The organism is Bosea beijingensis, assembly GCF_030758975.1.
In the GTDB taxonomy this organism is placed as follows: Bacteria; Pseudomonadota; Alphaproteobacteria; order Rhizobiales; family Beijerinckiaceae; genus Allobosea; species Allobosea beijingensis.
The window spans coordinates 1,250,770-1,271,212 of sequence record NZ_CP132359.1 but is presented as its reverse complement, the minus strand read 5'-3'; the positions used below and the strand labels follow the sequence as shown (position 1 = coordinate 1,271,212).

The window sequence follows — 20,443 nt, the reverse complement described above, 5'->3', positions numbered from 1 at the left end:
TTGGCAGGTTTCCGGCGCGAGGGGCAGGGGCCGGATCGGCACGATCGGGCCAGCGCAACATAATAAGGCCCGTAATCGGGCATCCATATCTGGAGGAGAAATCATGGCTCACGACAGCATCAATCGGCGTCATTTCATTGGCGGCGTTGCGGGACTCGGCGTCGCCGCCCATGCGCCCGGCGTCTTCGCGCAGCAGCTCAAGCTCCCGGCCTCGCCGCTGACGATCAGCATCATCGACGTCGGCGGGGCGCTCGCCCTCGTTCAGACGCCGCTGGAGAACTATCCGAAGGCCAATCCCAAGGCCGTCTCGCGCATGGTCTTCACCAAGGCCCCGGCGCCCGAATTGCCGGCGAAGATCAAGGCCCAGCAGGCTGCCGGTCGCCTCGATATCGACATGGTCATCGGCGGCCTCGACGTGCTCTCTGCCGGCATCGACCAGAAGCTCTGGGTCGATCTGCTGCCGCGCCTTCAGGCGGAACTGCCGAAGCCTGAGGATATTTATCTCAAGCCGGCGCTCGCCATGCATAATCTCGGGCAGGGCCAGGCCATGGCGATGGTCTATTACCCCTCCGGCCCGCTGCTCGAATACATGCCGGACCGCGTCAAGCAGGTGCCGACCACGGCGGAAGAGCTGCTGGCCTGGACCAAGCAGAACAAGAACCGCTTCTTCTACGGCCGTCCGGCCAATTCCGGCCCCGGCCGCACCTGGATCATGGGCCTGCCCTATCTGCTGGGCGACAAGGACCCGAAGGACCCGGAGAAGGGCTGGGACAAGACCTGGGCCTATCTCAAGGAGCTCGGCGAGAACATCGAGTACTATCCGGGCGGCACCGGCCAGACGATGAAGGAGCTCGGTGACGGCTCGCGCGACATCATCGTCTCGACCACCGGCTGGGACATCAACCCGCGCGTGCTCGGCATCGTGCCGAAGGAAGCCAAGATCCAGGCGCTCAAGGGTTTCCACTGGGTCACCGACGCCCAGTACATGATGATCCCGAAGGGCGTGTCCGACGAGAAGCTCAATGTGCTGCTCGATCTGATCCGCCACATGCTGACGCCCGCGCAGCAGGCCTTCACCTATGACGAAGGCTATTTCTATCCGGGCCCGGCGGTGAAGGACGTGCCGCTCTCGATGGCGCCGGAATCCAGCCAGAAGGCGATCGCCGAGTTCGGCCGGCCCGAATACGAGAAGCTGATCGCCGACAACCCGATGGAAACGCCGCTCGACCCGGCCAAGATGGTGATCGCCTTCCGCATCTGGGACGAGCAGGTCGGCGGCGCCAAGAAGAAGTAACCGCGATCGCAGCGGCGGGCCCCGGCTTGATCCGGGGGCCGCCGCCTGCCTTTTCGATCCCGTTTCTCAGATCCATCCGGAAGCCATGACCATCAACGCAGCCTCGTTCCGCGAGCTTCGGCTCGACCGTCTGAGCCGTGACTTCGGCACCCATAACGCGCTCAAGGACGTCTCGCTGACGATCGGCAAGGGCGAGTTCATCGCGCTGCTCGGCCCGTCCGGCTGCGGCAAGTCGACGACGCTGAACCTGATCGCAGGCTTGCTGCCCGCGACCGGTGGCGGCATCTGGCTCGACGACAAGCGTATCGACCCGCTGCGCCCGGAAGAACGCGGCTTCGGCATGGTCTTCCAGAGCTATGCGCTCTTCCCGCATATGAACGTGAACAAGAATATCGGCTTCGGCCTCAAGATGCGCGGCCTGCCGCGCGCCGAGATCGACAAGCGCGTCGCGGAAGCCGCCGCTTTGGTGCGCCTGCAGGGCCAGACCGAGAAGCTGCCCGGCCAGCTCTCCGGCGGCCAGCAGCAGCGCGTCGCGATTGCGCGCGCCATCGTCGTCGAGCCGCCGCTGGTGCTGATGGACGAGCCGCTTTCGAACCTCGACGCCAAGCTGCGCCTGGAGATGCGCGCCGAAATCCGCCGCATCCACAACACGCTCGGCGCCACCACGATCTACGTCACCCACGACCAGGAGGAGGCGCTCTCGCTCGCCGACCGCATCGTCGTGCTGCGTGACGGCCAGGTCCGTCAGGTCGGCACGCCGGAAGACCTGTTCATGCGGCCGGACCATCTCGACGTCGCCGAGTTCATGGGCTTCCGCAACAAGGTCAAGGGCAAGGTCGCCTCGACCGGCGACGGCAAGGCCGCGATCACCGTGGGCGATGCCCAGCTCTCCGGCCGCGCCCGCGAGACGGTGTCCGTCGGCGCCGACGGCTATCTGGCGATCCGCCCGGAAGACCTGCACCCGGTCGCGGCCGGCCAGCCGGGCCTCAAGGCGCAGGTCGTCTCGACCGAGTTCCGCGGCCGCGAGTTCGTCGGCTTCGCCCGCATGGCCGATGGCACGGACCTGTCCTTCCTCGCCCATGACAAGCTGTCGCCGGGCGAAGCCGTGACGCTCGCCGCCGATCCCGACCGCGTCCTCGTCTATGGAGGGGCGGCGTGAGCACCGACACCTCCTCCATCCCGCTGAAGCAGCGGCTGGCGGCGCGGGGGCTCGACGGGCTGACGCTGCTCGTTCTGCCGGCGATCCTGTTCCTGCTGGCGCTGTTCATCTACCCGTTCCTCTACGGGCTCGTGCTCTCCTTCGAGCCGAAGCAGGGCGGCATGTTCGCCAACTACCAGCGCTTCTTCTCCGATCGTTTCCTCTACGGGACGATCGCGACGACGCTTTGGCTCGCTCTGCCCGTCACGGTCGCGACGCTGCTGCTGGCGATCCCGATCGCCTTCCGCGTCCGGCTGATGCGCAACCAGCGCCTGCTGACCACGATCCTGGTGATCCCGATCACGCTCGGCACCGTGCTCGTCGCCGAGGGCCTCCTGAATTATCTCGGGCCTCAGGGCTGGTTCAACCGCGTGCTGATGACCTTCGGCATCATCTCCTCGCCGGTGAAGCTGCTGCACAACTACTGGGGCGTGATGCTCTCGCTGGTCATCACCGGCTTCCCCTTCACCTTCCTGCTGACGCTGTCCTATCTCTCCGGCATCGATCCGGCGCTGGAGCAGGCGGGCGCGACGCTCGGTGCCGGGCCGTGGGACCGTTTCAAGCACATCCTGTTCCCGCTCCTGCTGCCGGGGCTCGCGATCACCTTCTGCCTGAGCTTCGTGCAGGCCTTCTCGGTCTTCCCTTCGGCCGTGCTGCTCGGCGCGCCCTCGGGACCGACCCGCGTGATCTCGATCGCGGCCTATCAGGCGGCTTTCGAGGAATACGACTACTCCATGGCTTCGGCCGTCGCGATGATCATGGGCGTGGTTCAGCTCACCATCGTCGTCGTGGTGCTCGCCGCGCGCGGCATGCTGTATCGCGGCCCTGCCGGCGGCGGAAAGGGCTGATCCGATGGTGAAAGACACCCGTCTCTCGACGAAGCTCTGGGCAGCCGCCAACTGGACGCTGATCGGCTTCTTCGTCGTCAACCTCTTCGCGATGATCGCGACGGTGGTGACCTCGTCCTTCTCGACGCGCTGGCTGGGCACCTGGCTCCCCGCCGGCTGGACGACGCGCTGGTACGCGGCCGCCTGGTCGGAATTCCAGCTCTATGACGTGCTGCTCGTCACCTTCCAGATCGTCTTCTTGGTGGTGGCGCTCTCCGGCATGATCGGCGTGCCGGCGGCCTATGCGCTGGCCCGTCGCGACTTCCCGGGCAAGAAGCTCGTCATGCTGCTCTTCCTGTTGCCGCTCCTGGTGCCGCCGATCACCTTCGGCATCCCGCTGGCGACGGTGCTCTACCAGACCGGCTTCGCCGGCCAGATGTCGGGCGTCGTGCTCGCCAATCTCGTGCCGACCGTGCCTTTCGTCATCCTGGTGATGATCCCGTTCATCGAGCAGATCGACACCAAGATCGAGGCGGCGGCGCGGGTCTTCGGCGCCAACACCTTCAAGCTCTTCGTGCATGTGCTGCTGCCGCTGCTCATGCCGGGCATTCTCGCGGCGCTGCTGCTGGTCCTGGTCAGGACGCTCGCCATGTTCGAATTGACCTTCCTCACGGCCGGCCCGACCAGCCAGACCCTCGTCGTCGCGCTCTACTACGCGGTCTTCGCCGCCGGTGTCCGCGCGGTGCAGTCGATCGACGCCATGGCGGTGATCTACATGGTCACCACGCTGATCTGGCTCGTGATCGCGCTGCGCTTCGTCAACCCGACGCAGATCGTCGCCCGCGCCAAGCGGTAACGAGAACGGGCGGCGCTCCTCGTGAGCGCCGCCAGCACATCTCAGGCCTCCGGGCGCTCGTCCTCATTGGCGGCGCTTCGGCTTCTGAACAGACGCCAGAGCGATTTCCGCAGGCGCCTGGACGTCATGTGAGCGCCGGCTAGCCTGCGCTCCAGCGTGATCTTCTGGTCGTGATAATCCTCGAGCCCCGGCCGGTGCCCGACGCTGATCAGCGTCGCTTCCGCGAGCTCATCGTCGAACAGGCTGAGCAGCGAGGCCTGGCTCTCCTCGTCGAGCGCCGAGGTTGCTTCGTCCATCACGATGATATCGGGCTTCTGCAGCAGCAGGCGGGTGAAGGCGACGCGCTGGCGCTCGCCACCGGAGAGGATGCGGTCCCAGTCCTCCTCCGCGACATCGAGCTTTTTGGCGAGATAGCCGAGGCCGCAGCGCTGCAACGCCTCCGTGATAGCGTCGTCAGGGATGACACGGTCGGAATCCGGATAGAGCAGGATGGTGCGCAAGGTGCCGCGCGGCAGGTAGGGCTTCTGCGGCACGAAGGCGATCGATTGCCCGGCCGGCACGCGGATCGAGCCGGAGCCCCAGGGCCAGATGCCTGCGAGCGCCCGGATCAGCGTGCTCTTGCCCGAGCCGCTCTCGCCCGCGATCAGCGCCTTCGCTCCCTGCGGGATGGTGACGGTGGCATCGGCCACGACGACGCGGCCATTGCTATGGGCGATCGACAGGTTGTCGAGATGGATCGCACCGTCATCGCTCTCTCCGAGCACGATCTGCTCATCCTTCTCCATGATCGTGCCGATATCCAGAGCCTGAAGCTCCTCCACCAACTCATCGACGCGGGTCACCGAGGCGAACCACTCTGCCAGCCGCACGAAATTGTCGACGAACCAGATCAGCGCGGCCTGGACGGCGCTGAAGGCCGCGACGACCTGCACGACCGCGCCGAGCGTGACGCCACCGGCCAGGTATTTCGGTGCGATCAGCAGGAGCGGCACGATCGGGAACAGCGCTCCATTGGTGTTCAGCACCAGCGCGATAATGCCCTGCTGGCGCACGATCCTGAGCCAGGCCGCGACAACGCGCCCGTAGTTTTCACCGACCGAATTGCGTTCGTCGGCATCGCCCTTGATCAGCGCGATGCTCTCGGCATTCTCGCGCAGCCGCGTCATCTCGGCCCGGAATTGTGCCTCCATCTCGTTCTTGTGCGCGACGCGCGGGACGAGGGGGCGGCCCGCTAGATAGGCCGCGAGCGAGGCGATTGTGGCATAGACCACCGCCGCGACCGCCATGTAGCTGGGGATGACGATCGTGGTGCCGCCTAGCGGGAACTCCGCCGAACCGGCGACCTGCCACAGGATCGCGGCGAAGGTCGCCGCCGTGACGAAGGCGGTAATCAGCCCGATCGCGAGCTCGACCAAGGGCTCGATCGCGAGGCGCGCGTCTTCGGCGACCCGGTATTCCGGCGCGGTCATATCCCTGCTCAGGAAGCCCAGGCGGTAATAACGCTGGTCGGCGATCCACCAGCCGGCGAGGCGGCGTGTCAGGTTCTCGCGCCAGCGCACCTGCAGCAGCATGCGGCTGACGACGAGGCCGGAGACCGACAGCGCCGAGGCCGCCAGCAGGAACGGCAGCCAGCCGGTCGTCGCCCAGACGGCGTCGACGTCGCGCTTTTCGAGCGCATCGAAGAACCAGCGGTTCCAGCGGTTGATGCCGACGGCGGCGGAGGTCTGCGCCGCGATGAAGACGAGGACGGTCACGGTCAGGGCCCAGGCCTGCCAGCGCGCCCTGCCGCGCCAGTAGCGCAACGCGATGCGGAAGAACTGGCGCATGCGGGAGCGTCGCAAAACCTGCGGAGCCTCGGCCATGTGCTACTCCGCCTTTCCCGACGTCGCTGCCAGTGATGAGGCCGGCGACGCGATCTTCTGCCCCTTCAATCCGCAGGCTGGCGGGGTAGTTCCATGGCCTGCTTCGCGGCGATGGCGGTGGCGCCGAAAGAAGGCCGGGCAGGTTCCTGCGGCGGAATTCTCGCCGCGGCCCTCGCGTATTCCGGTGACTTGCGTCATATACGCGGCAGTTTCGCCGTCTCGGCACCATTTGACCGCACGGTCCCCCATCGCGGCGGCCGGCATCATCGAACAAGGCACCGGCAGGCCCCGCGCGTTGAGCATGAATACCCAGACGACAGCAGACCGTGACGAAGCGAGCTTCTGGCGCTTCTCCGTGGCGCCGATGATGGATTGGACCGACCGGCATTGCCGCGTCATCCACCGCCTGATGTCGCGCCATGCGCTGCTCTATACCGAGATGGTGACGGCGCAGGCGGTGATCCGTGGCGATCGCGAGCGCCTGATCGGATTCGATGCCATGGAGCATCCCGTTGCGCTCCAGCTTGGCGGCAACGACCCGAAGCTGCTGGCGGAAGCAGCGAAGATCGGCGCCGATTTCGGCTATGACGAGATCAACCTGAACTGCGGCTGCCCGTCAGACCGGGTGCAGGGCGGGGCTTTCGGCGCCTGCCTGATGCGCGAGCCCGCGCTGGTCGGCGATTGCGTCGCGGATATGAAGGCGGCTGTCTCGATTCCCGTGACGGTGAAATGCCGCCTCGGCGTCGACGATCAGGACCCGGAAGCGGCGCTCGATGCGCTGACCGCTTCGGCGCGCGCGGCCGGCGTCGATGCGTTGATCGTCCACGCCCGCAAGGCTTGGCTGCAAGGGCTCTCGCCCAAGGAAAACCGTGAGATCCCACCGCTGGACTATGAGCGTGCCTATCGCCTCAAGGCCGCCAACCCGGACCTGCCGATCGCGATCAACGGCGGCATCAAGGCTCCTGCTGAATGGCCAGCGCATCTCGAAAAGCTCGATGGCGTGATGATCGGCCGGGAGGCCTATCAGAACCCCGAGATTCTGCTTCAGGCCGATCCGCTGCTCTTCGGCCGGGAGGCGCCGGTCGCCGATGCCTTCGCCATGCTGGAGGCGCTGGAGCCGTACATAGCCGCGCATATCGAGCGGGGCGGGCGGGTGCATGCCTTCACGCGCCATCTCGTCGGCCTCTTCCCCGGCCGCCCTGGCGCGCGCATGTTCCGCCGTCATCTCGCCGAGCGCTGCGTCGGCGCCGATGCCACGCTGGACGACCTGCGCGCGGCGATCGCTCATGTCTCGCGCCACGAGGCCGCTGCCGCAGCCTGATCGCGCCGGTTCGTTGCGGGAAGCGCGATTTGCTGCCAAGCCTTGATTAGGTCCCTCGGAAGAGGGGCAATCGCAGCTTCAACGGAAGGGGCAGGGGCATGGCGCAGGACGGCATCAGGCTGGTCAATGTGTTCACGCATCGGGGGCAGGGCGGCAATCCCTGTCCGATCGTGATCGATGCTGCCGTGCTGCGGGATGACGACATGCGGGCGGTCGCAGCCCGCTATGGTCACGAATCCGGTTTCGTTAGGCCGCCTTCCAGCCCGGATTCCGACTTCACCTTCCGGTTTTGGGTGCCACGCCACGAGATGGAAATGTGCGGCCACGCCACGATCGGCGCGCTCTGGTGCCTTGCGACGGCCGGTCGGCTCGATGCCGAGCAGATGCGGATCGAGACGCGCAGCGGCCCCGTCACGGGCTATGTCGCGAACCGTTCCTCTGCGAATCCGTCGGTCGAGATCAGCCAGCCGGTCGGCAAGGTCGTCGACCTGACGCGTGCGCAAGAGGAGGACGTGCTCGCGACGCTCCGGATTTCGCGCGGCGACCTGCTCGATCTGCCGATCCAGAACGCGGTGACCTCACGCGTCAAGACGCTGATCCCGATGAAGAGCGTCGCGCATCTGCAAGCATTGACGACTGACATGGTCCTCACCGAAAAATGCTGCGAGCGCATCGCTTCGACCGGGCTCTATCCTTACGCCGTCGCCGATCAGGCTGAGCGGCGCTTCGAGGCCCGGCAGTTCCCGAAATCCTCCGGCTACCCGGAAGACGCCGCGACCGGCATCGCGGCTGCGGCGCTGGCCTTCGGGCTGCTCAAGAACGATCTCGTTCCCCGCGACAGTGGCCGCATCACCATCCTGCAGGGCCGGGCGATGAACGCACTTTCGGAAATTCGCGTCAGGATCGGCTTCGCCGACGGCCGGCCGGTCGGTTGCCTCCTCGGAGGCGAGGTCATGCCGGCGGACGACCACGCGGCCTGATCGCAACCTCCGGATTGATGCTGACAGGAGCGCAATCGCCCCCGCCTTGACACGCACGGTCGCTGGTGCCTACACTTAACTTAATGGTTAAGTTTCAGGATACGCAGCTCGACCGGACCTTCTCCGCCCTGGCGGACCCGACGCGGAGGGCCTTGCTGGCGCGGCTGGAGGGCGAGGACGGGCTGTCGGTGAGCGAGCTGGCGAAGCCCTTTCCGGTCTCGCTCCCGGCCATAATGAAGCATCTCGACGTCCTCACGGATGCCGGCTTGCTGACGCGGACCAAGGCGGGGCGCACCGTGTCCTGCCATCTGAATGCGGAGCCGATGGAGGAGGCGATGGGCTGGCTGGCGCGCTATCAGCGGTTCTGGACCGAGCGCCTCGATGCGCTGGAAGCGCTGCTCGAAGCGCGGCGCAAGGGCGACGGTTGAGGGCGGGAGAGAGGCACATGCATCAGCCGGTGACACCCAGCCTGACGATGAAGCGCCGCCTCAATGCGTCGCCGGCCGAGGTTTACGAAGCCTGGACCAATCCGGACCTGCTCGTGCGCTGGTTTGGCCCGGAGAATGTCGTGGCGCAGGAAGCGGAGATCGACCCGCGCGTCGACGGTGCCTATCGCGTCGTGATGATCGAGGATACCGGCGAGCGCCACGAGGTTCTCGGCCGCTATCTTGAGGTCGTCGAGAACGAGCGCCTCGTCTTTAGCTGGTCCTGGATCACGACGCCCGAGCGCGTCTCGCGCGTCACCGTGACGCTGAAGCCCGATGGCGACGGCACGATCCTGACGCTTCTGCATGAGAAGCTCGCCGACGATGCCGCCGTCCGTGGCCATACCCATGGCTGGACGGGGACCATGGTCAAGCTCGAGGCCCATTTCGCCTGAGCGGCGGCGCCCCGCGGCATGATCCGCGCCGCGCCGAAGAAGCCGCCGGCCCCGCGCCGGCGGAAATTGGAGGAGAGGAGACGATGGAACACAGGATCGTATCCCGTGAGGACTGGCTTGCCGCGCGCAAGGTCCACCTCGCCAACGAGAAGGAGCTGACCCGCCGACGCGACGCGCTCTCGGCCGAGCGGCGCGCATTGCCCTGGGTCAGGGTCGAGAAAACCTACACGTTCGAAGGCTGGGACGGCGCGCTGTCGCTAGGCGATCTCTTCGCCGGGAACAGCCAGCTCATCATCTACCACTTCATGTTCGGGCCGGGTGCCCGGGAGGGTTGCCCAAGCTGCTCCTTCCTGGCTGACCACTTCGACGGCGCCAGCCGGCACCTGAAGCACCATGATGTCAGCCTGGTCGTGGTCTCGCGGGCACCCTATGCCGAGTTCCAGAATTTCCGGCACCGCATGGGCTGGGATTTCCCCTGGGTCTCCTCGGCGAACAGCGACTTCAACTACGACTTCCATGTCTCACCGAGCCCGGAGGAGAAAGCGGCCGGCCGCTACGAGTATAATTACGCGATGCATGACGGGCAGGGCGGCGAGATGCCGGGCTTCAGCGTCTTCTATCGCAATGATGCCGGCGAGGTCTTCCACACCTACTCGACCTATGCCCGCGGCGGCGACCTCCTGATCGGCGCCCATAACTTCCTCGACATGACCCCGAAGGGGCGCAACGAGGTCGGGATCATGGACTGGGTCCGTCATCATGACCGCTACCCTGCCAAGCCACTGGGCGCGGCGAGCTTCCAGCCGGAGCTCGCGGTGAGTTCCTGCTCCGATTGAACGCGATTGAGCGGACCCATTCCGGGTCTTTAGGGTTGATACCAACATTTATCGTGCGGCGCCGAGGGCTGCCGCGAACAGGGAGACATGCAATGGCCTATGTCGATGGTTTCGTCCTGGCGGTTCCCGCCGCGAACAAGGAAGCCTACCGCAAGCAGGCTGCCGATGCGGCGCCGCTGTTCCAGGAATTCGGCGTCCGGCGCCATGTCGAGGCCTGGGGTGACGATGTCCCGGATGGCAAGGTCACGGATTTCAAGGGGGCGGTGAAGGCGACGCCGGACGAGGTCGTGGTCTTCTCCTGGTTCGAATACCCCGACCGGGCGACGCGCGACGCTGCCAACGAGAAGATCATGAGCGATCCGCGCATGAAGGCGATGGGCGAGGCCATGCCCTTCGACGGCAAGCGCATGATCTATGGCGGCTTCGCTCCGATCCTCGACGAAGGCGAGGGTGGCGCGATGGGCTATCTCGACGGCGTCCTCGTCGCGGTGCCCGACGAGCGCAAGACCGACTACCGCGACTTCTCGGCCAACCACGCGGCCTTGTTCAAGGAATACGGCGCCCGCCGTGTCGTCGACGCCTGGGGTGACGACGTGCCGGACGGCAAGGTCACGGATTTCAAGGGCGCGGTGAAGGCCGAAGCCGGCGAGACGGTGGTCTTCAGTTGGGTCGAGTGGCCATCCAAGGAGACGCGCGCCGCCGCCTGGGACAAGATGATGGCGGACCCGCGCATGGGCACGCTCAAGATGCCCTTCGACGGCAAGCGCGTCGTCTATGGCGGCTTCGCGCCGATCTTCGACTCCGGGCGCGGCTGAGGTCGCCGGGCCGCACAGGATTCGGGAAGTTGCCGGCGGGGACACCTTGCCCCCGCCGGCCAAATGGCCGAGAGATCGGGTGGCTTCACCGGATCTCTCGTCATGTTTGCTGGCATCCCCATCGGCGACCTCGCCTTCCTCGCCGTCTCGCTTGTGCTGGCCGGCGCGGTCACCGGCCTGTTGGCCGGCGTCTTCGGCGTCGGTGGCGGCGCAGTCATCGTGCCCGTGCTCTACGAGATCTTCCGCGTCATCGGCGTGGCGGAGGAGGTGCGCATGCCGCTCAGCGTCGGCACCTCGCTTGCGATCATCATCCCGACCTCGATCCGCTCCTTCAATGCTCACCGCGCCAAGGGGCTGGTCGACCTCTCCATCCTCAAGGTCTGGGCGGTGCCGGTCATCGTCGGTGTGCTCGCGGGGAGCTGGATCGCCCGCTTCGCGCCGGCCGATCTCTTCAAGATCGTCTTCGTCGCGGTCGCCACGATCTCGGCTTTGCGCCTGCTCTTCGCCGCCGATCGCTGGAAATTCGGCGAGGACATGCCGGGCAAGCCGTTGATGGTCGCCTATGGCGGCCTGATCGGCGTGCTCTCGGCGCTGATGGGTATCGGCGGCGGCCAGCTCTCCAGCCTGTTCATGACCTTCTACGGCCGGCCGATCCACCAGGCGGTCGCGACCTCCTCGGGGCTCGGCGTGCTGATCTCGATCCCTGGCGCGCTCGGCTTCATCTATGCCGGCTGGCCGCAGATGGCCCTTGGGACGCTGCCGCCGCTCTCGCTCGGCTATGTCTCGCTGATCGGCATGATCCTGTTCATTCCGACCTCGATCTGGACCGCTCCGATCGGTGCGCGGCTGGCACACAGGCTCTCCAAGCGCCGTCTCGAGATCGCCTTCGGGCTGTTCCTGCTCGTGGTCGCGAGCCGCTTCGTCTGGTCGCTCATCAACTGAGGCGAACGGCCATGAGCGAGACGACGATCCGGCTGCTGCAGCCCGAGCACCATGAGGCGCTGGCCGCATTGATGGTCGAGATGCAGGGGCATTACAGCGTGCCGTGCCCGCCGGTGGCGGAGATCCTCGCCGGGCTGGCGGCTTTGCCGGCCGGCGTCGACATCCTGATCGCGGTGAAGGGCGAGGCAGTGCTCGGTTTCGCCTCGGCCTGCAACCTCTATCCGGGGCCGGGCCTGAAGAGCGGCTTCTTCCTCAAGGAGATTTACGTCGCCGACGCGGCGCGCGGCGCCAGGCTCGGCCGGAGACTGATGACGGCGCTGGCCGAACTCGCGCTGGAGCGTGGCCATCGCCGCATCGACTGGACGGCGGATGCCGACGACGCAGCGCTGCTGCGCTTCTATGACGGCCTCGGCGCGGCCGCCTATCCGAAGAAGGTGTTCTATCGCCTGACCGGCGAAGCGCTGGCCGGTCTGGCCGGTGCGGCCGAGGACTGACCTTCAGGCCCTGCGATCGGCCAATCGCTTCGGCAGCAGCGCCATGATCGCCAGTCGCTCGGCTTCGCTCAAGCGGCCCCATTGTGCGATCTCTGCGAGCGTCCGTCCGCAGCCCTCGCAGAGCTTGCTCGCGGGATCGATGACGCAGACCTTGATGCAGGGCGTCGAGGCGCCGGTCATCGTCCCGGCCATCCGATCGCGAGCGCCAGGCCGAGATAGATCGCGATCTCGGCGAATTGCTGGGCAGCCCCGAGAATATCTCCCGTCTGCCCGCCGATGAGCCGTCGCGCCATCCGCGACAGCACCGCCGCCGCGCCATGCGCCAGCGCGAAGCCGATCAGCAGGCCCGTGATCGGCAGTTCCGCCGCGAGCCCGATTCCCGTCGCGAGGAAGAGACTCAAGCCCAGCGCGATCCGCGCTGTCAGCACCGTCGGCTGGCCGACGGCTGCCGCCGCGCCGGTGCTGCGCGCCGCCGGCTGGGTCGCCAGCATGAACAGACCCTCGGCGCGGGACCATGGCGCGGCGACGAGCACAGTCGCCGCCGCGGCCCAGGCGCCGGAGCGGTCGAGGATCATCGCGATCAGGCTCGCCCGCAGCATGAGCGACAGCCCCAGCGCCAGCGCGCCATAGGAGCCGATGCGGCTGTCCTTCATGATCTCCAGCCGGCGCTCGACCGTATGCCCGCCGAATAGCCCGTCGGCGGTGTCGGCCAGCCCGTCCTCATGAAACGCGCCGGTGGTCAGCGCCATCGCCGTCAGCGCCAGCGCCGCTACGACGAAGCCGCTCAAGCCGGCCAGCCCCGCGCCCAGCGCGATCAGCGCGGCCGGCGCGGCGATGATCAGCGCGGCGAAGGGGAGGGCGCGCGGCACCTCGCGGAAATCCGGTATGCCGTGCCCGTCGTTCTCGCCCGGCAGCAGCGGCACTGGCAGGCGCGACCAGAAGCGCAGGCAGATCGCGGTCGCGATTCCCCAGCCCGGCCAGTCCGGCGGGGGCGTCTCGCTCGTGGTTTCGGCTTCAGCCATGCCTGCCGCGTCGTCCCGCTCGATTGTCTTCACGCTCCCGACCCTATAGCAGCAGCGTCAATCCTGCCGCCATGCCGATGCGCTGATGCGGCGTTCTCGCGTGATGGATTTGACCATGGCCGCCTCCGGATTGCCCTTCGACGATATCCGCGACCTCATCGCCGCGATGCCCAGCCCCGACATGGCGGCGGCGAATGCGGTGCGCGCCCGCGATGCCAACCTCACCAAGCCGGCCGGCAGCCTCGGCCGCCTGGAGGAGATCGCCGAATGGCTCGCCGCCTGGCAGGGCAAGGCACCGCCTGAGGTGCGCCGCCCGCTGGTCTGCGTCTTCGCCGGCAATCATGGCGTGGTGGCGCAAGGCGTCTCGGCCTATCCGCAGGCGGTGACGCGCCAGATGCTGGAGAATTTCGCCGCCGGCGGTGCGGCGATCAACCAGATCTGCGCGGCCTACGATCTCGGCTTCAAGGTCTTCGATCTCGCGCTCGACCTGCCGACGGGCGATTTCACGCAAACCGACGCGCTCGACGAGCGCGCCTGCGTCGCCACCATGGCCTTCGGCATGGAGGCGCTCGTCGGAGGCACCGACCTGCTCTGCCTCGGCGAGATGGGCATCGGCAACACCACCTCGGCGGCGGCGATCTACGCGGCTCTCTATGGCGGCGACGCCGCGCATTGGTGCGGCCGCGGCACCGGCATCGACGACGAAGGCTTCAAGCGCAAGGTCGCGGCAGTGGAGGCGGGTCTTGCCCTGCACCGCGCCCATCTCAAGGACCCGCTCGAAGTGCTGCGCCGCCTCGGCGGACGCGAGGTCGCGGCGATCTGCGGCGCGATCATCGCCGCCCGCTCGCAGCGCATCCCGGTGATCCTCGACGGCTATGTCGTGACGGCCGCTGCCGCGATCCTGCACGCGATCGAACCCTCGACCATCGACCACTGCATCGCCGGCCATCTCTCGGCCGAGGGCGCCCATGCCGATGTGCTTGCCCGTCTCGGCAAGGTGCCGCTGCTGGCGCTGGATATGCGCCTCGGCGAGGGTTCGGGCGCAGCGCTCGCCGCCGGCCTCGTCAAGGCGGCGGCCTCGGTCCACTCGGGCATGGCGACCTTCGAGCAGGCGCAGGTGGCGCGGAAGGGGTAGGCGGCACCATTGTCATTCCGGGGCACGCCGCAGGCGTGAGCCCGGAACCCACGACTGGGTTCACGTTCGCGATCATGCGGTTGCCAAGGGTTCACCCAGTCGTGGGTTCCGGGTTCTTCGCTACGCGAAGCCCCGGAATGACAACGGTAGAGCTCGAAGCCGCCAGGAGCAGGCGTCCACCCCCTCGCTACCCCGCGTAATCCGTCTTCAGTCCCGCCCGCTCGGCATGGCGTTCCTGCGCCAGCTCGATCAGGCGGGTGATGAGCGCGGGGTAGGGCAGGCCTGAGGCCTCCATCATCTTCGGGTACATGCTGATCGCGGTGAAGCCCGGCAGCGTGTTGATCTCGTTGAAGTAGAAGGCGCCGCTCCGGCGATCGAGGAAGAAGTCGACCCGCGCCAGCCCGTTGCATTCCAGCGCGAGAAAGGCGTCGATCGCGAGCTGCCGCACGCGCGCCATCTGCTCGGCATCGAGCTTGGCCGGCAGGTCTACGCTGGCGCCGTCCTGGTCGATATATTTGGCCTCGTAGGAATAGAACTCGTGCTGCGGCCCGGCATTGAGCTCGCTGGCGACGCTCGCGACCGGCGGGTCGCCGTCGAGCACCGCGACCTCGATCTCGCGGGCGTCGATGCCCTGCTCGATCAGCACCTTGGTATCGTACTGGAAGGCGTCGTCGAGCGCGGCACTGAGCGCCTCCCAGCTCTTCACCTTATGGACGCCGACGCTGGAGCCCATGTTGCAGGGCTTGACGAAGACGGGGAGCGTGAGCCGCTCCTGCGCCGCCTTGGCCGATCCTTCCGGATCGTGCCGCCAGTCGCGCCGCGACAGGGCGAGATAGGGTGCGACCGGCAGCCCGGCGAGCGCCGCCAGCCGCTTGGCAATGTCCTTGTGCATGCCGACGGCCGAGGCCAGCACGCCCGAGCCGACATAGGCGGCGCCGGCCAGCTCCAGCAGGCCTTGCATCGCCCCGTCCTCGCAGAGCGGGCCGTGGATCACCGGGAACACGACATCGACCGGCGCGATCGCCGGCGCCGCGCTATCGGAGGGAAGAATCGCGGTGCGCTCGCCCTGCGGCTCCAGCCGGATCATCGGCGAGTCCGCCGGGATCGGCAGGCTCTCGGTATTGGCCCCCTCGATCCGGCGCAGGTCGTGGCATTGCCAGCGGCCCTGCTTGTCGATGCTGACCGGCACGGGCTCGAAGCGCTCGCGGTCGATATAGCGCAGGACGGACGCCGCCGATTTCAGCGACACCTCATGCTCGCCCGACTTGCCCCCATAGAGCACGGCGACGCGCGTTTTCCGGTTCATGATCCGAGGGTCCGAGAGGCTGGAGGAGGTGTCTGGGCGAGGTGGTGAAAGGATGTCGCCGAGCGATGGGGCGAGATTCGGGCGGAAGGATCAGGCCGCCCGCGGCTTCGTCTTCGGCTCGGGCAGGGCGGCGAGCGTGTCCATGACGCGCTCGGCCGGCAGCGTGATCGTCACCTCGGTGCCGGCGCGCGGCTTGGACTTCAGGTGGAAGCCGCCGCCATGCAGGTCGATCAGGCCCTTGACGATCGGCAGGCCGAGGCCCGAGCCCTGCTCGGCGGTCTTGATCGCAAGCGAACCGCGCCCGAAGCTCTGCATCACGATCGGGATTTCGTTCTCGGGGATGCCGGGGCCGGTATCGGTGACCGAGACATATTGCCCCCCGGTCGCGGTCCAGCCGACCTTGATCGTGATCTCGCCGCCCTGGGGCGTGAATTTGATCGCGTTCGAAAGCACGTTGAGCACGGCCTGCCGGATCGCGCGCTCGTCGGCCCAGACACGCGGCAGTTGCGGCTCGGCCAGCGCCCGGATGCTCTGGCCCTTGGCCTTGGCGCGCAGCGCCAGCATGTGCTGGCAATCCTCGACGATGGTCGGCAGCGAAAGCGCTTCCTCGTTCAGCTCGTATTTGCCGGCCTCGATGCGCGACAGGTCGAGGATCTCGTTGATCAGGTTGAGCAGATGCTGGCCCGAGCCGTGGATATCGGCCGAGTATTCCTTGTAGGCAGCATTGGCATGGGCGCCGAAGATCTCGTTCTTCATCACCTCGGAAAAACCGAGGATGGCGTTGAGCGGCGTGCGCAGTTCATGGCTCATCGTCGCAAGGAAGCGCGATTTGGCGAGGTTGGCCTCTTCGGCCTTGCGCCGTGCCTCGTCCGAATTGGCGTTGGCGGTTTCCAGTTCCGCGATCAGTGCATCCTTCTCGGCCCTGAAGGCGATCGATGAGACCGAGCTCGCATAGAGGCGGTTGGCCAGGAAGATGAAGAAGAGCTGTGCCGATGCCGCCATCAGCGCCATGGTGACGCTGTCCATGTCGCGCCGGTCCCAGAAGAAGACCATGATCCCGACGATGATCGGCGCCAGCCCGGCATAGACCGCGATCGGGATCGTGGCCGACAGCATGACGGTGAGCGCGCTCACGATCAGCAGGGCGGTTGTGACGAAGACCTTGGCGCCGGACGCATCGATCGGGACGAACAGCAGCAGCAGGAGCGACCAGGCGAGGCCGTGCATGCCCTCGGCGAAGGCGAAGAGCCGGCGCCAGAACTTCAGGCGGACTTCGTCCGGAGCCTTGGCGAGGAAGCGCCGTGCGATCAGCACGATGATCATCGTCGTGAGCAGGACGGCGCCGCTCCAGACCGCGACGAGCGGCGTGGGCAGCCAGAGGCAGGAGGCCGCGGCGATGCTGAGCACGAGAACGAGCGTGCCGGCCGAGCCCGCGATCCGGTATTGCGCGAAGACGCGCAGCAATTCGTTGTCGAAGGCGCGTTCCAGCCCCGTCGAGGAGGTCAGCCGTTCGCGCGCGAATCTGACCTCGCGCGTGACCAGCTTGCGGCGTGCCACGGCCGAGGGGTCGGGTCCGCGCCCGCGCTGCACCTGTTCGGCCGTCACTTCCGCCATGATCGGGAGCGTGTATCCTCGTTCGGCCGCTGCGGCATGCAGGGGCCGGCTCGCCATCATGGCCACCAAATCGTTAAGCTCTTCCTGATGGCTCCCTTCGGATTCGGTCGCTCCCGCTATGGACCCTTCGGCTGGCGCCGCGTCGGCCGGCCGGTCGACTTCGTCGTGGCGCTCGGCCTGCTCGGTTTTCTCGCGCTCGCCGGCGCGATCCTGCAATACCGCCTCGGCCCGGCGCGCGAGCTCGTCGGCGCCGCCCAGGCGATCGACGGCGATTCGGTCAGGCTCCTCGGCGAGGAGTTGCGGCTGGAAGGGATCGACGCACCCGAATACCGCCAGAGCTGCACGGCACGCGACGGCAGGCCGGTCGCTTGCGGGCGCGAGGCGCGGCGCGCGCTGCAGGCGATGCTGGCGCGCAGCGTCACGCATTGCGAGATCGGCAAGGCCGATCGCTACGGCCGTGGTCTTGCCCGTTGCCGGCAGGGCGAGACCGACATCAACGCGACGCTGGTGCGGGAAGGCCATGCCGTCTCCTACGGCGCCTATCGTGCCGAGGAGGACGCGGCACGCGCCGCCGGCCGCGGCATCTGGGCGACGCAGTTCGAGCGTCCGGAAACCTGGCGCCGCAACAACTCGCGTTGAGGTTCTCCGCCATGCTCGCGTCATGAAGCGGCGGCAATCCGGTTGACCTTCCGGCGCGGGCCGTGATCCGGTACGGCGGCAGACGGAGAATATCTGATGAAGCTCTATGACGGCGGGCGGGCGCCGAATCCACGACGGGTCCGCATCTTCTTCGCGGAGAAGGGCATAGCCCTGCCGGAGCTCGTGCCGGTCGACATAGCCAAGAAGGAGCACAAGACCGAGGCGTTCACACGGATAAACCCGGCCCAGCGCCTGCCGGTCCTCGAGCTCGACGACGGCACGGCCCTGGCCGAGACCATCGCGATCTGCCGCTACGTCGAAGCGCTGCATCCTGAGCCGCCGCTTTTTGGCCGCGACGCCAAGGAGCAGGCGACGATCGAGATGTGGAACCGGCGCGTCGAGCTTGGCCTCTTCGCCAGCGTCGCCGCGATCTTCCGCCACAGCCATCCGTCGATGGCCGAGCTGGAGGAGCAGGTACCGGAATGGGCCGAGGCCAACCGCGACCAGATGGACGACCATCTCTGGCTGCTCGAATTGCAGCTTGCCGCCAACCCCTTCGTCTGCGGCGACGCCCTGACGGTTGCGGATATCACCGCCGGCATCGCCATCGATTTCATGAAGCCGTCGCGCGTGCCGCTGCCCGAGGATTTCGTCCATATCCGCCGCTGGCATGGCGAATTGTCCGGCCGGCCGAGCTGGAAGGTCTGATGCGGCGCTTCGTCCTGGCCCTGCTCGCCGTCCTAGCCGTTCCGACACTCGCGCCGGCTGCCGAAAGGCTGAGCGGCGAGGCGATCGAGCGCGCCTTCCGCGGCAACACGGTCTCCGGCCGCTACACCAATGGCGGCTTCTTCACCGAGTACCACGACCCCAACGGCCAGGCGCTCGGCCATAACGGCTGGCAGGCCAATACCGATGCCTGCTGGATCACCAAGCCGGACCGCATCTGCTATTATTACGGCCCACAGACCGACCGGACGGTGCATTGCTTCTCGGTCGAGATGAGTGGCGATCTCTACGTGCTGCGCAACAGCGGCAACGGCATGGTCAACGCGCTGGCCAAGGTCGAGCTCGGCAATCCCCGCAACCACAGCGATAACGGCACGCCCTGGTATTGCGACGGGCTGATCTCGCGGGCACCCGAGCTCCCGATGAGCCGGAGGCTGGCGCGGCGCTGATGTCCCGATTGGCAAGCATGGCCGTGCTCATGTTGAGCCTGCTCGCGGCGGTGCAGGCTTCGGCTGTCGAGCGGTTGAACGGCGATCAGATCAAGCAGCTCTTCGAGGGCAACACCGTCTCGGGCCGCTATTCCGGCAGCAACCTGCCGTTCAGCGAATATCATCACCCCGATGGCCGGGCGAGCGGGCACAATCGCGATGTGACGAACACCGATGCCTGCTGGACCACGACGGCGGACGCCGTCTGCTACTATTACGGCCCGCAGGACAAGCGCCGCACCTATTGCTTCACAATCGAGACCAGCGGCGACCTGATCGTCATCCGCAGCCGTCCGAGCGGCCGGATCAACGGCCTCGCCCGCATCGAGAAGGGCGATCCTTATGATTACGCCGCCAAGAAATCTGATTGGGTCTGCGACGGCCTGATCTCGCAGGCGCCGGGGCGGTCGCGGCTGGCGCGCCGATGAGCGCTGAAGAGACGCTTGCCGGGGTGCTGGCCGAGTTGCGCGCCTGCCGCATCTGCCTCGACGCGCCGCTCTACCTGCCGCCCTTGCCGCATCAGCCCCGCCCGGTGATCCAGGCGTCGGAGACGGCGCGGGTCTGCATCGCCGGCCAGGCGCCGGGAACGCGCGTCCATGCCAGCGGCCGACCCTTCACCGATCCCTCGGGTGTGCGACTGCGCAACTGGCTCGGGATGGACGAGACGGTTTTCTACGATGCGGCGAAGGTCGCCGTGGTGCCGATGGGGTTCTGTTTTCCCGGCCTGGACGCCAAGGGTGGCGACAAGCCGCCCCGGCGGGAATGCGCGCCGACCTGGCGAGCCAGGGTTTTCGCGGTATTGCCCCGGATCGAGCTGGTGCTGGCGATCGGGCGCTATGCCCAGGACTGGCATCTCGGCCCGAAGGAGGCGGCCAATCTCTCCGTCACTGTCGCGAACTGGCGTGAGATCCTCGCTCGGCCGGTGTTTCCACGCGTCCTGCCCTTGCCGCACCCGTCCTGGCGCAACAATGCCTGGCTCAAACGCAATCCGTGGTTCGAGGAAGATCTCGTGCCGGTCTTGCGGGAAGAAGTGGCGCGCCTGCTGCGGTAAGTGGCGTGGATGCTTGATCGCAGCGCTTTCAAACCACCCCCTTGTCATTCCGGGGCGCGCCGAAGGCGTGAACCCGGAACCCACGACTGGGTGAAGCGTCCTATGCCTCGTTGCAAATGGCTCGCCCAGTCGTGGGTTCCGGGCTCTTCGCTGCGCG

The 20,443-nt window shown here is 67.1% G+C and carries 23 protein-coding genes; 18 read left to right on the top strand and 5 right to left on the bottom strand.

From position 1 onward, the window contains the following. Positions 1–103 precede the first annotated feature (103 nt). The 4 genes from Q9235_RS06230 (at position 104) to Q9235_RS06215 (ending at position 4,175) form a co-directional block, all read left to right on the top strand. Positions 104–1,294 (top strand): extracellular solute-binding protein, encoded by a 1,191-nt coding sequence (locus Q9235_RS06230; RefSeq protein WP_306225955.1) that lies wholly within the window; start codon positions 104–106, stop codon positions 1,292–1,294. A gap of 91 nt (positions 1,295–1,385) precedes the next feature. Next, the gene (locus tag Q9235_RS06225; protein WP_306228136.1) at positions 1,386–2,453 is read left to right on the top strand and encodes an ABC transporter ATP-binding protein; all 1,068 of its coding nucleotides are present in this window, start codon (positions 1,386–1,388) and stop codon (positions 2,451–2,453) included. Beyond that, positions 2,450–3,340 carry an ABC transporter permease gene (locus tag Q9235_RS06220; RefSeq protein ID WP_306225954.1) on the top strand — a complete coding sequence of 297 codons (891 nt, stop codon included), beginning with the start codon at positions 2,450–2,452 and terminating at the stop codon, positions 3,338–3,340. The genes Q9235_RS06225 and Q9235_RS06220 overlap by 4 nt, the downstream gene beginning before the upstream one ends. 4 nt (positions 3,341–3,344) lie before the next feature. Further along, positions 3,345–4,175: an ABC transporter permease gene (locus tag Q9235_RS06215; RefSeq protein WP_306225953.1), complete on the top strand. Its 831-nt coding sequence runs from the start codon at positions 3,345–3,347 to the stop codon at positions 4,173–4,175. A 41-nt stretch (positions 4,176–4,216) separates the two neighbouring features. Here Q9235_RS06215 and Q9235_RS06210 read toward each other — a convergent pair whose 3' ends face one another. Further along, positions 4,217–6,037, bottom strand: coding sequence for an ABC transporter ATP-binding protein/permease (locus Q9235_RS06210; RefSeq protein ID WP_306225952.1), 1,821 nt, complete (start codon positions 6,035–6,037; stop codon positions 4,217–4,219). A gap of 301 nt (positions 6,038–6,338) precedes the next feature. Here Q9235_RS06210 and dusA point away from each other — a divergent pair, with 301 nt between their 5' ends. From dusA to Q9235_RS06170, 8 genes are all read left to right on the top strand, one after another. Next, the gene (dusA, locus tag Q9235_RS06205) at positions 6,339–7,358 is read left to right on the top strand and encodes a tRNA dihydrouridine(20/20a) synthase DusA (protein ID WP_306225951.1); all 1,020 of its coding nucleotides are present in this window, start codon (positions 6,339–6,341) and stop codon (positions 7,356–7,358) included. 98 nt (positions 7,359–7,456) lie between these two features. After that, complete coding sequence (locus Q9235_RS06200) at positions 7,457–8,338, top strand: PhzF family phenazine biosynthesis protein (RefSeq protein ID WP_306225950.1); 882 nt, start codon at positions 7,457–7,459, stop codon at positions 8,336–8,338. Positions 8,339–8,421: 83 nt separating this feature from the next. After that, positions 8,422–8,766, top strand: coding sequence for an ArsR/SmtB family transcription factor (locus tag Q9235_RS06195; RefSeq protein WP_306225949.1), 345 nt, complete (start codon positions 8,422–8,424; stop codon positions 8,764–8,766). Between the two features lie 17 nt (positions 8,767–8,783). Beyond that, entirely contained in the window at positions 8,784–9,218 is a 435-nt protein-coding gene (locus Q9235_RS06190; protein WP_306225948.1) for an SRPBCC family protein, read from the top strand. Positions 9,219–9,301: 83 nt separating this feature from the next. After that, positions 9,302–10,054: a DUF899 domain-containing protein gene (locus Q9235_RS06185; RefSeq protein ID WP_306225947.1), complete on the top strand. Its 753-nt coding sequence runs from the start codon at positions 9,302–9,304 to the stop codon at positions 10,052–10,054. Positions 10,055–10,146: 92 nt separating this feature from the next. Further along, on the top strand, positions 10,147–10,869 hold the full coding sequence (locus Q9235_RS06180; protein ID WP_306225946.1) for a DUF1428 domain-containing protein: 723 nt from the start codon (positions 10,147–10,149) through the stop codon (positions 10,867–10,869). A gap of 102 nt (positions 10,870–10,971) precedes the next feature. Next, positions 10,972–11,811 (top strand): sulfite exporter TauE/SafE family protein, encoded by an 840-nt coding sequence (locus Q9235_RS06175; RefSeq protein WP_306225945.1) that lies wholly within the window; start codon positions 10,972–10,974, stop codon positions 11,809–11,811. A gap of 11 nt (positions 11,812–11,822) precedes the next feature. Next, a complete protein-coding gene (locus Q9235_RS06170; RefSeq protein WP_306225944.1) occupies positions 11,823–12,305 on the top strand; it encodes a GNAT family N-acetyltransferase in 483 nt (160 codons plus the stop codon). Positions 12,306–12,308: 3 nt separating this feature from the next. Here Q9235_RS06170 and Q9235_RS06165 read toward each other — a convergent pair whose 3' ends face one another. Together Q9235_RS06165 and Q9235_RS06160 are read right to left on the bottom strand one after the other, a co-directional pair. Next, positions 12,309–12,485: a DUF1289 domain-containing protein gene (locus tag Q9235_RS06165; RefSeq protein ID WP_306225943.1), complete on the bottom strand. Its 177-nt coding sequence runs from the start codon at positions 12,483–12,485 to the stop codon at positions 12,309–12,311. Continuing rightward, positions 12,482–13,327 (bottom strand): adenosylcobinamide-GDP ribazoletransferase, encoded by an 846-nt coding sequence (locus Q9235_RS06160; RefSeq protein WP_306225942.1) that lies wholly within the window; start codon positions 13,325–13,327, stop codon positions 12,482–12,484. The genes Q9235_RS06165 and Q9235_RS06160 overlap by 4 nt, the downstream gene beginning before the upstream one ends. A 115-nt stretch (positions 13,328–13,442) precedes the next feature. Here Q9235_RS06160 and cobT point away from each other — a divergent pair, with 115 nt between their 5' ends. Next, positions 13,443–14,462, top strand: coding sequence for a nicotinate-nucleotide--dimethylbenzimidazole phosphoribosyltransferase (gene cobT / locus Q9235_RS06155; RefSeq protein WP_306225941.1), 1,020 nt, complete (start codon positions 13,443–13,445; stop codon positions 14,460–14,462). Positions 14,463–14,649: 187 nt separating this feature from the next. On the opposite strand, the gene Q9235_RS06150 is transcribed toward cobT, so the two are convergent. Continuing rightward, positions 14,650–15,768, bottom strand: coding sequence for a D-alanine--D-alanine ligase family protein (locus Q9235_RS06150; protein ID WP_306225940.1), 1,119 nt, complete (start codon positions 15,766–15,768; stop codon positions 14,650–14,652). Positions 15,769–15,858: 90 nt separating this feature from the next. Beyond that, positions 15,859–17,382: a sensor histidine kinase gene (locus Q9235_RS06145; RefSeq protein WP_306228134.1), complete on the bottom strand. Its 1,524-nt coding sequence runs from the start codon at positions 17,380–17,382 to the stop codon at positions 15,859–15,861. 87 nt (positions 17,383–17,469) lie between these two features. On the opposite strand from Q9235_RS06145, the gene Q9235_RS06140 reads away from it, so the two are divergent. The 5 genes from Q9235_RS06140 (at position 17,470) to Q9235_RS06120 (ending at position 20,286) form a co-directional block, all read left to right on the top strand. Then, the gene (locus Q9235_RS06140; protein ID WP_306225939.1) at positions 17,470–18,021 is read left to right on the top strand and encodes a thermonuclease family protein; all 552 of its coding nucleotides are present in this window, start codon (positions 17,470–17,472) and stop codon (positions 18,019–18,021) included. A 96-nt stretch (positions 18,022–18,117) separates the two neighbouring features. Continuing rightward, on the top strand, positions 18,118–18,729 hold the full coding sequence (locus tag Q9235_RS06135) for a glutathione S-transferase family protein (RefSeq protein ID WP_306225938.1): 612 nt from the start codon (positions 18,118–18,120) through the stop codon (positions 18,727–18,729). Further along, entirely contained in the window at positions 18,729–19,196 is a 468-nt protein-coding gene (locus tag Q9235_RS06130; RefSeq protein WP_306225937.1) for a hypothetical protein, read from the top strand. The genes Q9235_RS06135 and Q9235_RS06130 overlap by 1 nt, the downstream gene beginning before the upstream one ends. Before the next feature lie 17 nt (positions 19,197–19,213). After that, a complete protein-coding gene (locus Q9235_RS06125; protein WP_306225936.1) occupies positions 19,214–19,663 on the top strand; it encodes a hypothetical protein in 450 nt (149 codons plus the stop codon). Continuing rightward, complete coding sequence (locus tag Q9235_RS06120) at positions 19,660–20,286, top strand: uracil-DNA glycosylase family protein (RefSeq protein WP_306225935.1); 627 nt, start codon at positions 19,660–19,662, stop codon at positions 20,284–20,286. Before Q9235_RS06125 ends, Q9235_RS06120 begins: the two co-directional genes overlap by 4 nt. The last annotated feature ends 157 nt before the right edge of the window (positions 20,287–20,443 follow it).

Excerpts from the sequence above, each read along its gene's own strand:
- Q9235_RS06140 (WP_306225939.1), top strand. The coding sequence starts at position 17,470 with ATGGCTCCCTTCGGATTCGGTCGCTCCCGCTATGGACCCTTCGGCTGG.
- Q9235_RS06215 (WP_306225953.1), top strand. The coding sequence starts at position 3,345 with ATGGTGAAAGACACCCGTCTCTCGACGAAGCTCTGGGCAGCCGCCAAC.
- Q9235_RS06200 (WP_306225950.1), top strand. The coding sequence starts at position 7,457 with ATGGCGCAGGACGGCATCAGGCTGGTCAATGTGTTCACGCATCGGGGG.
- Q9235_RS06135 (WP_306225938.1), top strand. The coding sequence starts at position 18,118 with ATGAAGCTCTATGACGGCGGGCGGGCGCCGAATCCACGACGGGTCCGC.
- dusA (WP_306225951.1), top strand. The coding sequence starts at position 6,339 with ATGAATACCCAGACGACAGCAGACCGTGACGAAGCGAGCTTCTGGCGC.
- Q9235_RS06145 (WP_306228134.1), bottom strand. The coding sequence starts at position 17,382 with ATGGCGGAAGTGACGGCCGAACAGGTGCAGCGCGGGCGCGGACCCGAC.
- Q9235_RS06130 (WP_306225937.1), top strand. The coding sequence starts at position 18,729 with ATGCGGCGCTTCGTCCTGGCCCTGCTCGCCGTCCTAGCCGTTCCGACA.
- Q9235_RS06190 (WP_306225948.1), top strand. The coding sequence starts at position 8,784 with ATGCATCAGCCGGTGACACCCAGCCTGACGATGAAGCGCCGCCTCAAT.
- Q9235_RS06185 (WP_306225947.1), top strand. The coding sequence starts at position 9,302 with ATGGAACACAGGATCGTATCCCGTGAGGACTGGCTTGCCGCGCGCAAG.
- Q9235_RS06195 (WP_306225949.1), top strand. The coding sequence starts at position 8,422 with ATGGTTAAGTTTCAGGATACGCAGCTCGACCGGACCTTCTCCGCCCTG.
- Q9235_RS06120 (WP_306225935.1), top strand. The coding sequence starts at position 19,660 with ATGAGCGCTGAAGAGACGCTTGCCGGGGTGCTGGCCGAGTTGCGCGCC.
- Q9235_RS06210 (WP_306225952.1), bottom strand. The coding sequence starts at position 6,037 with ATGGCCGAGGCTCCGCAGGTTTTGCGACGCTCCCGCATGCGCCAGTTC.
- Q9235_RS06150 (WP_306225940.1), bottom strand. The coding sequence starts at position 15,768 with ATGAACCGGAAAACGCGCGTCGCCGTGCTCTATGGGGGCAAGTCGGGC.
- Q9235_RS06180 (WP_306225946.1), top strand. The coding sequence starts at position 10,147 with ATGGCCTATGTCGATGGTTTCGTCCTGGCGGTTCCCGCCGCGAACAAG.
- Q9235_RS06160 (WP_306225942.1), bottom strand. The coding sequence starts at position 13,327 with ATGGCTGAAGCCGAAACCACGAGCGAGACGCCCCCGCCGGACTGGCCG.
- Q9235_RS06175 (WP_306225945.1), top strand. The coding sequence starts at position 10,972 with ATGTTTGCTGGCATCCCCATCGGCGACCTCGCCTTCCTCGCCGTCTCG.
- Q9235_RS06170 (WP_306225944.1), top strand. The coding sequence starts at position 11,823 with ATGAGCGAGACGACGATCCGGCTGCTGCAGCCCGAGCACCATGAGGCG.
- Q9235_RS06125 (WP_306225936.1), top strand. The coding sequence starts at position 19,214 with ATGGCCGTGCTCATGTTGAGCCTGCTCGCGGCGGTGCAGGCTTCGGCT.
- Q9235_RS06230 (WP_306225955.1), top strand. The coding sequence starts at position 104 with ATGGCTCACGACAGCATCAATCGGCGTCATTTCATTGGCGGCGTTGCG.
- Q9235_RS06165 (WP_306225943.1), bottom strand. The coding sequence starts at position 12,485 with ATGACCGGCGCCTCGACGCCCTGCATCAAGGTCTGCGTCATCGATCCC.
- cobT (WP_306225941.1), top strand. The coding sequence starts at position 13,443 with ATGGCCGCCTCCGGATTGCCCTTCGACGATATCCGCGACCTCATCGCC.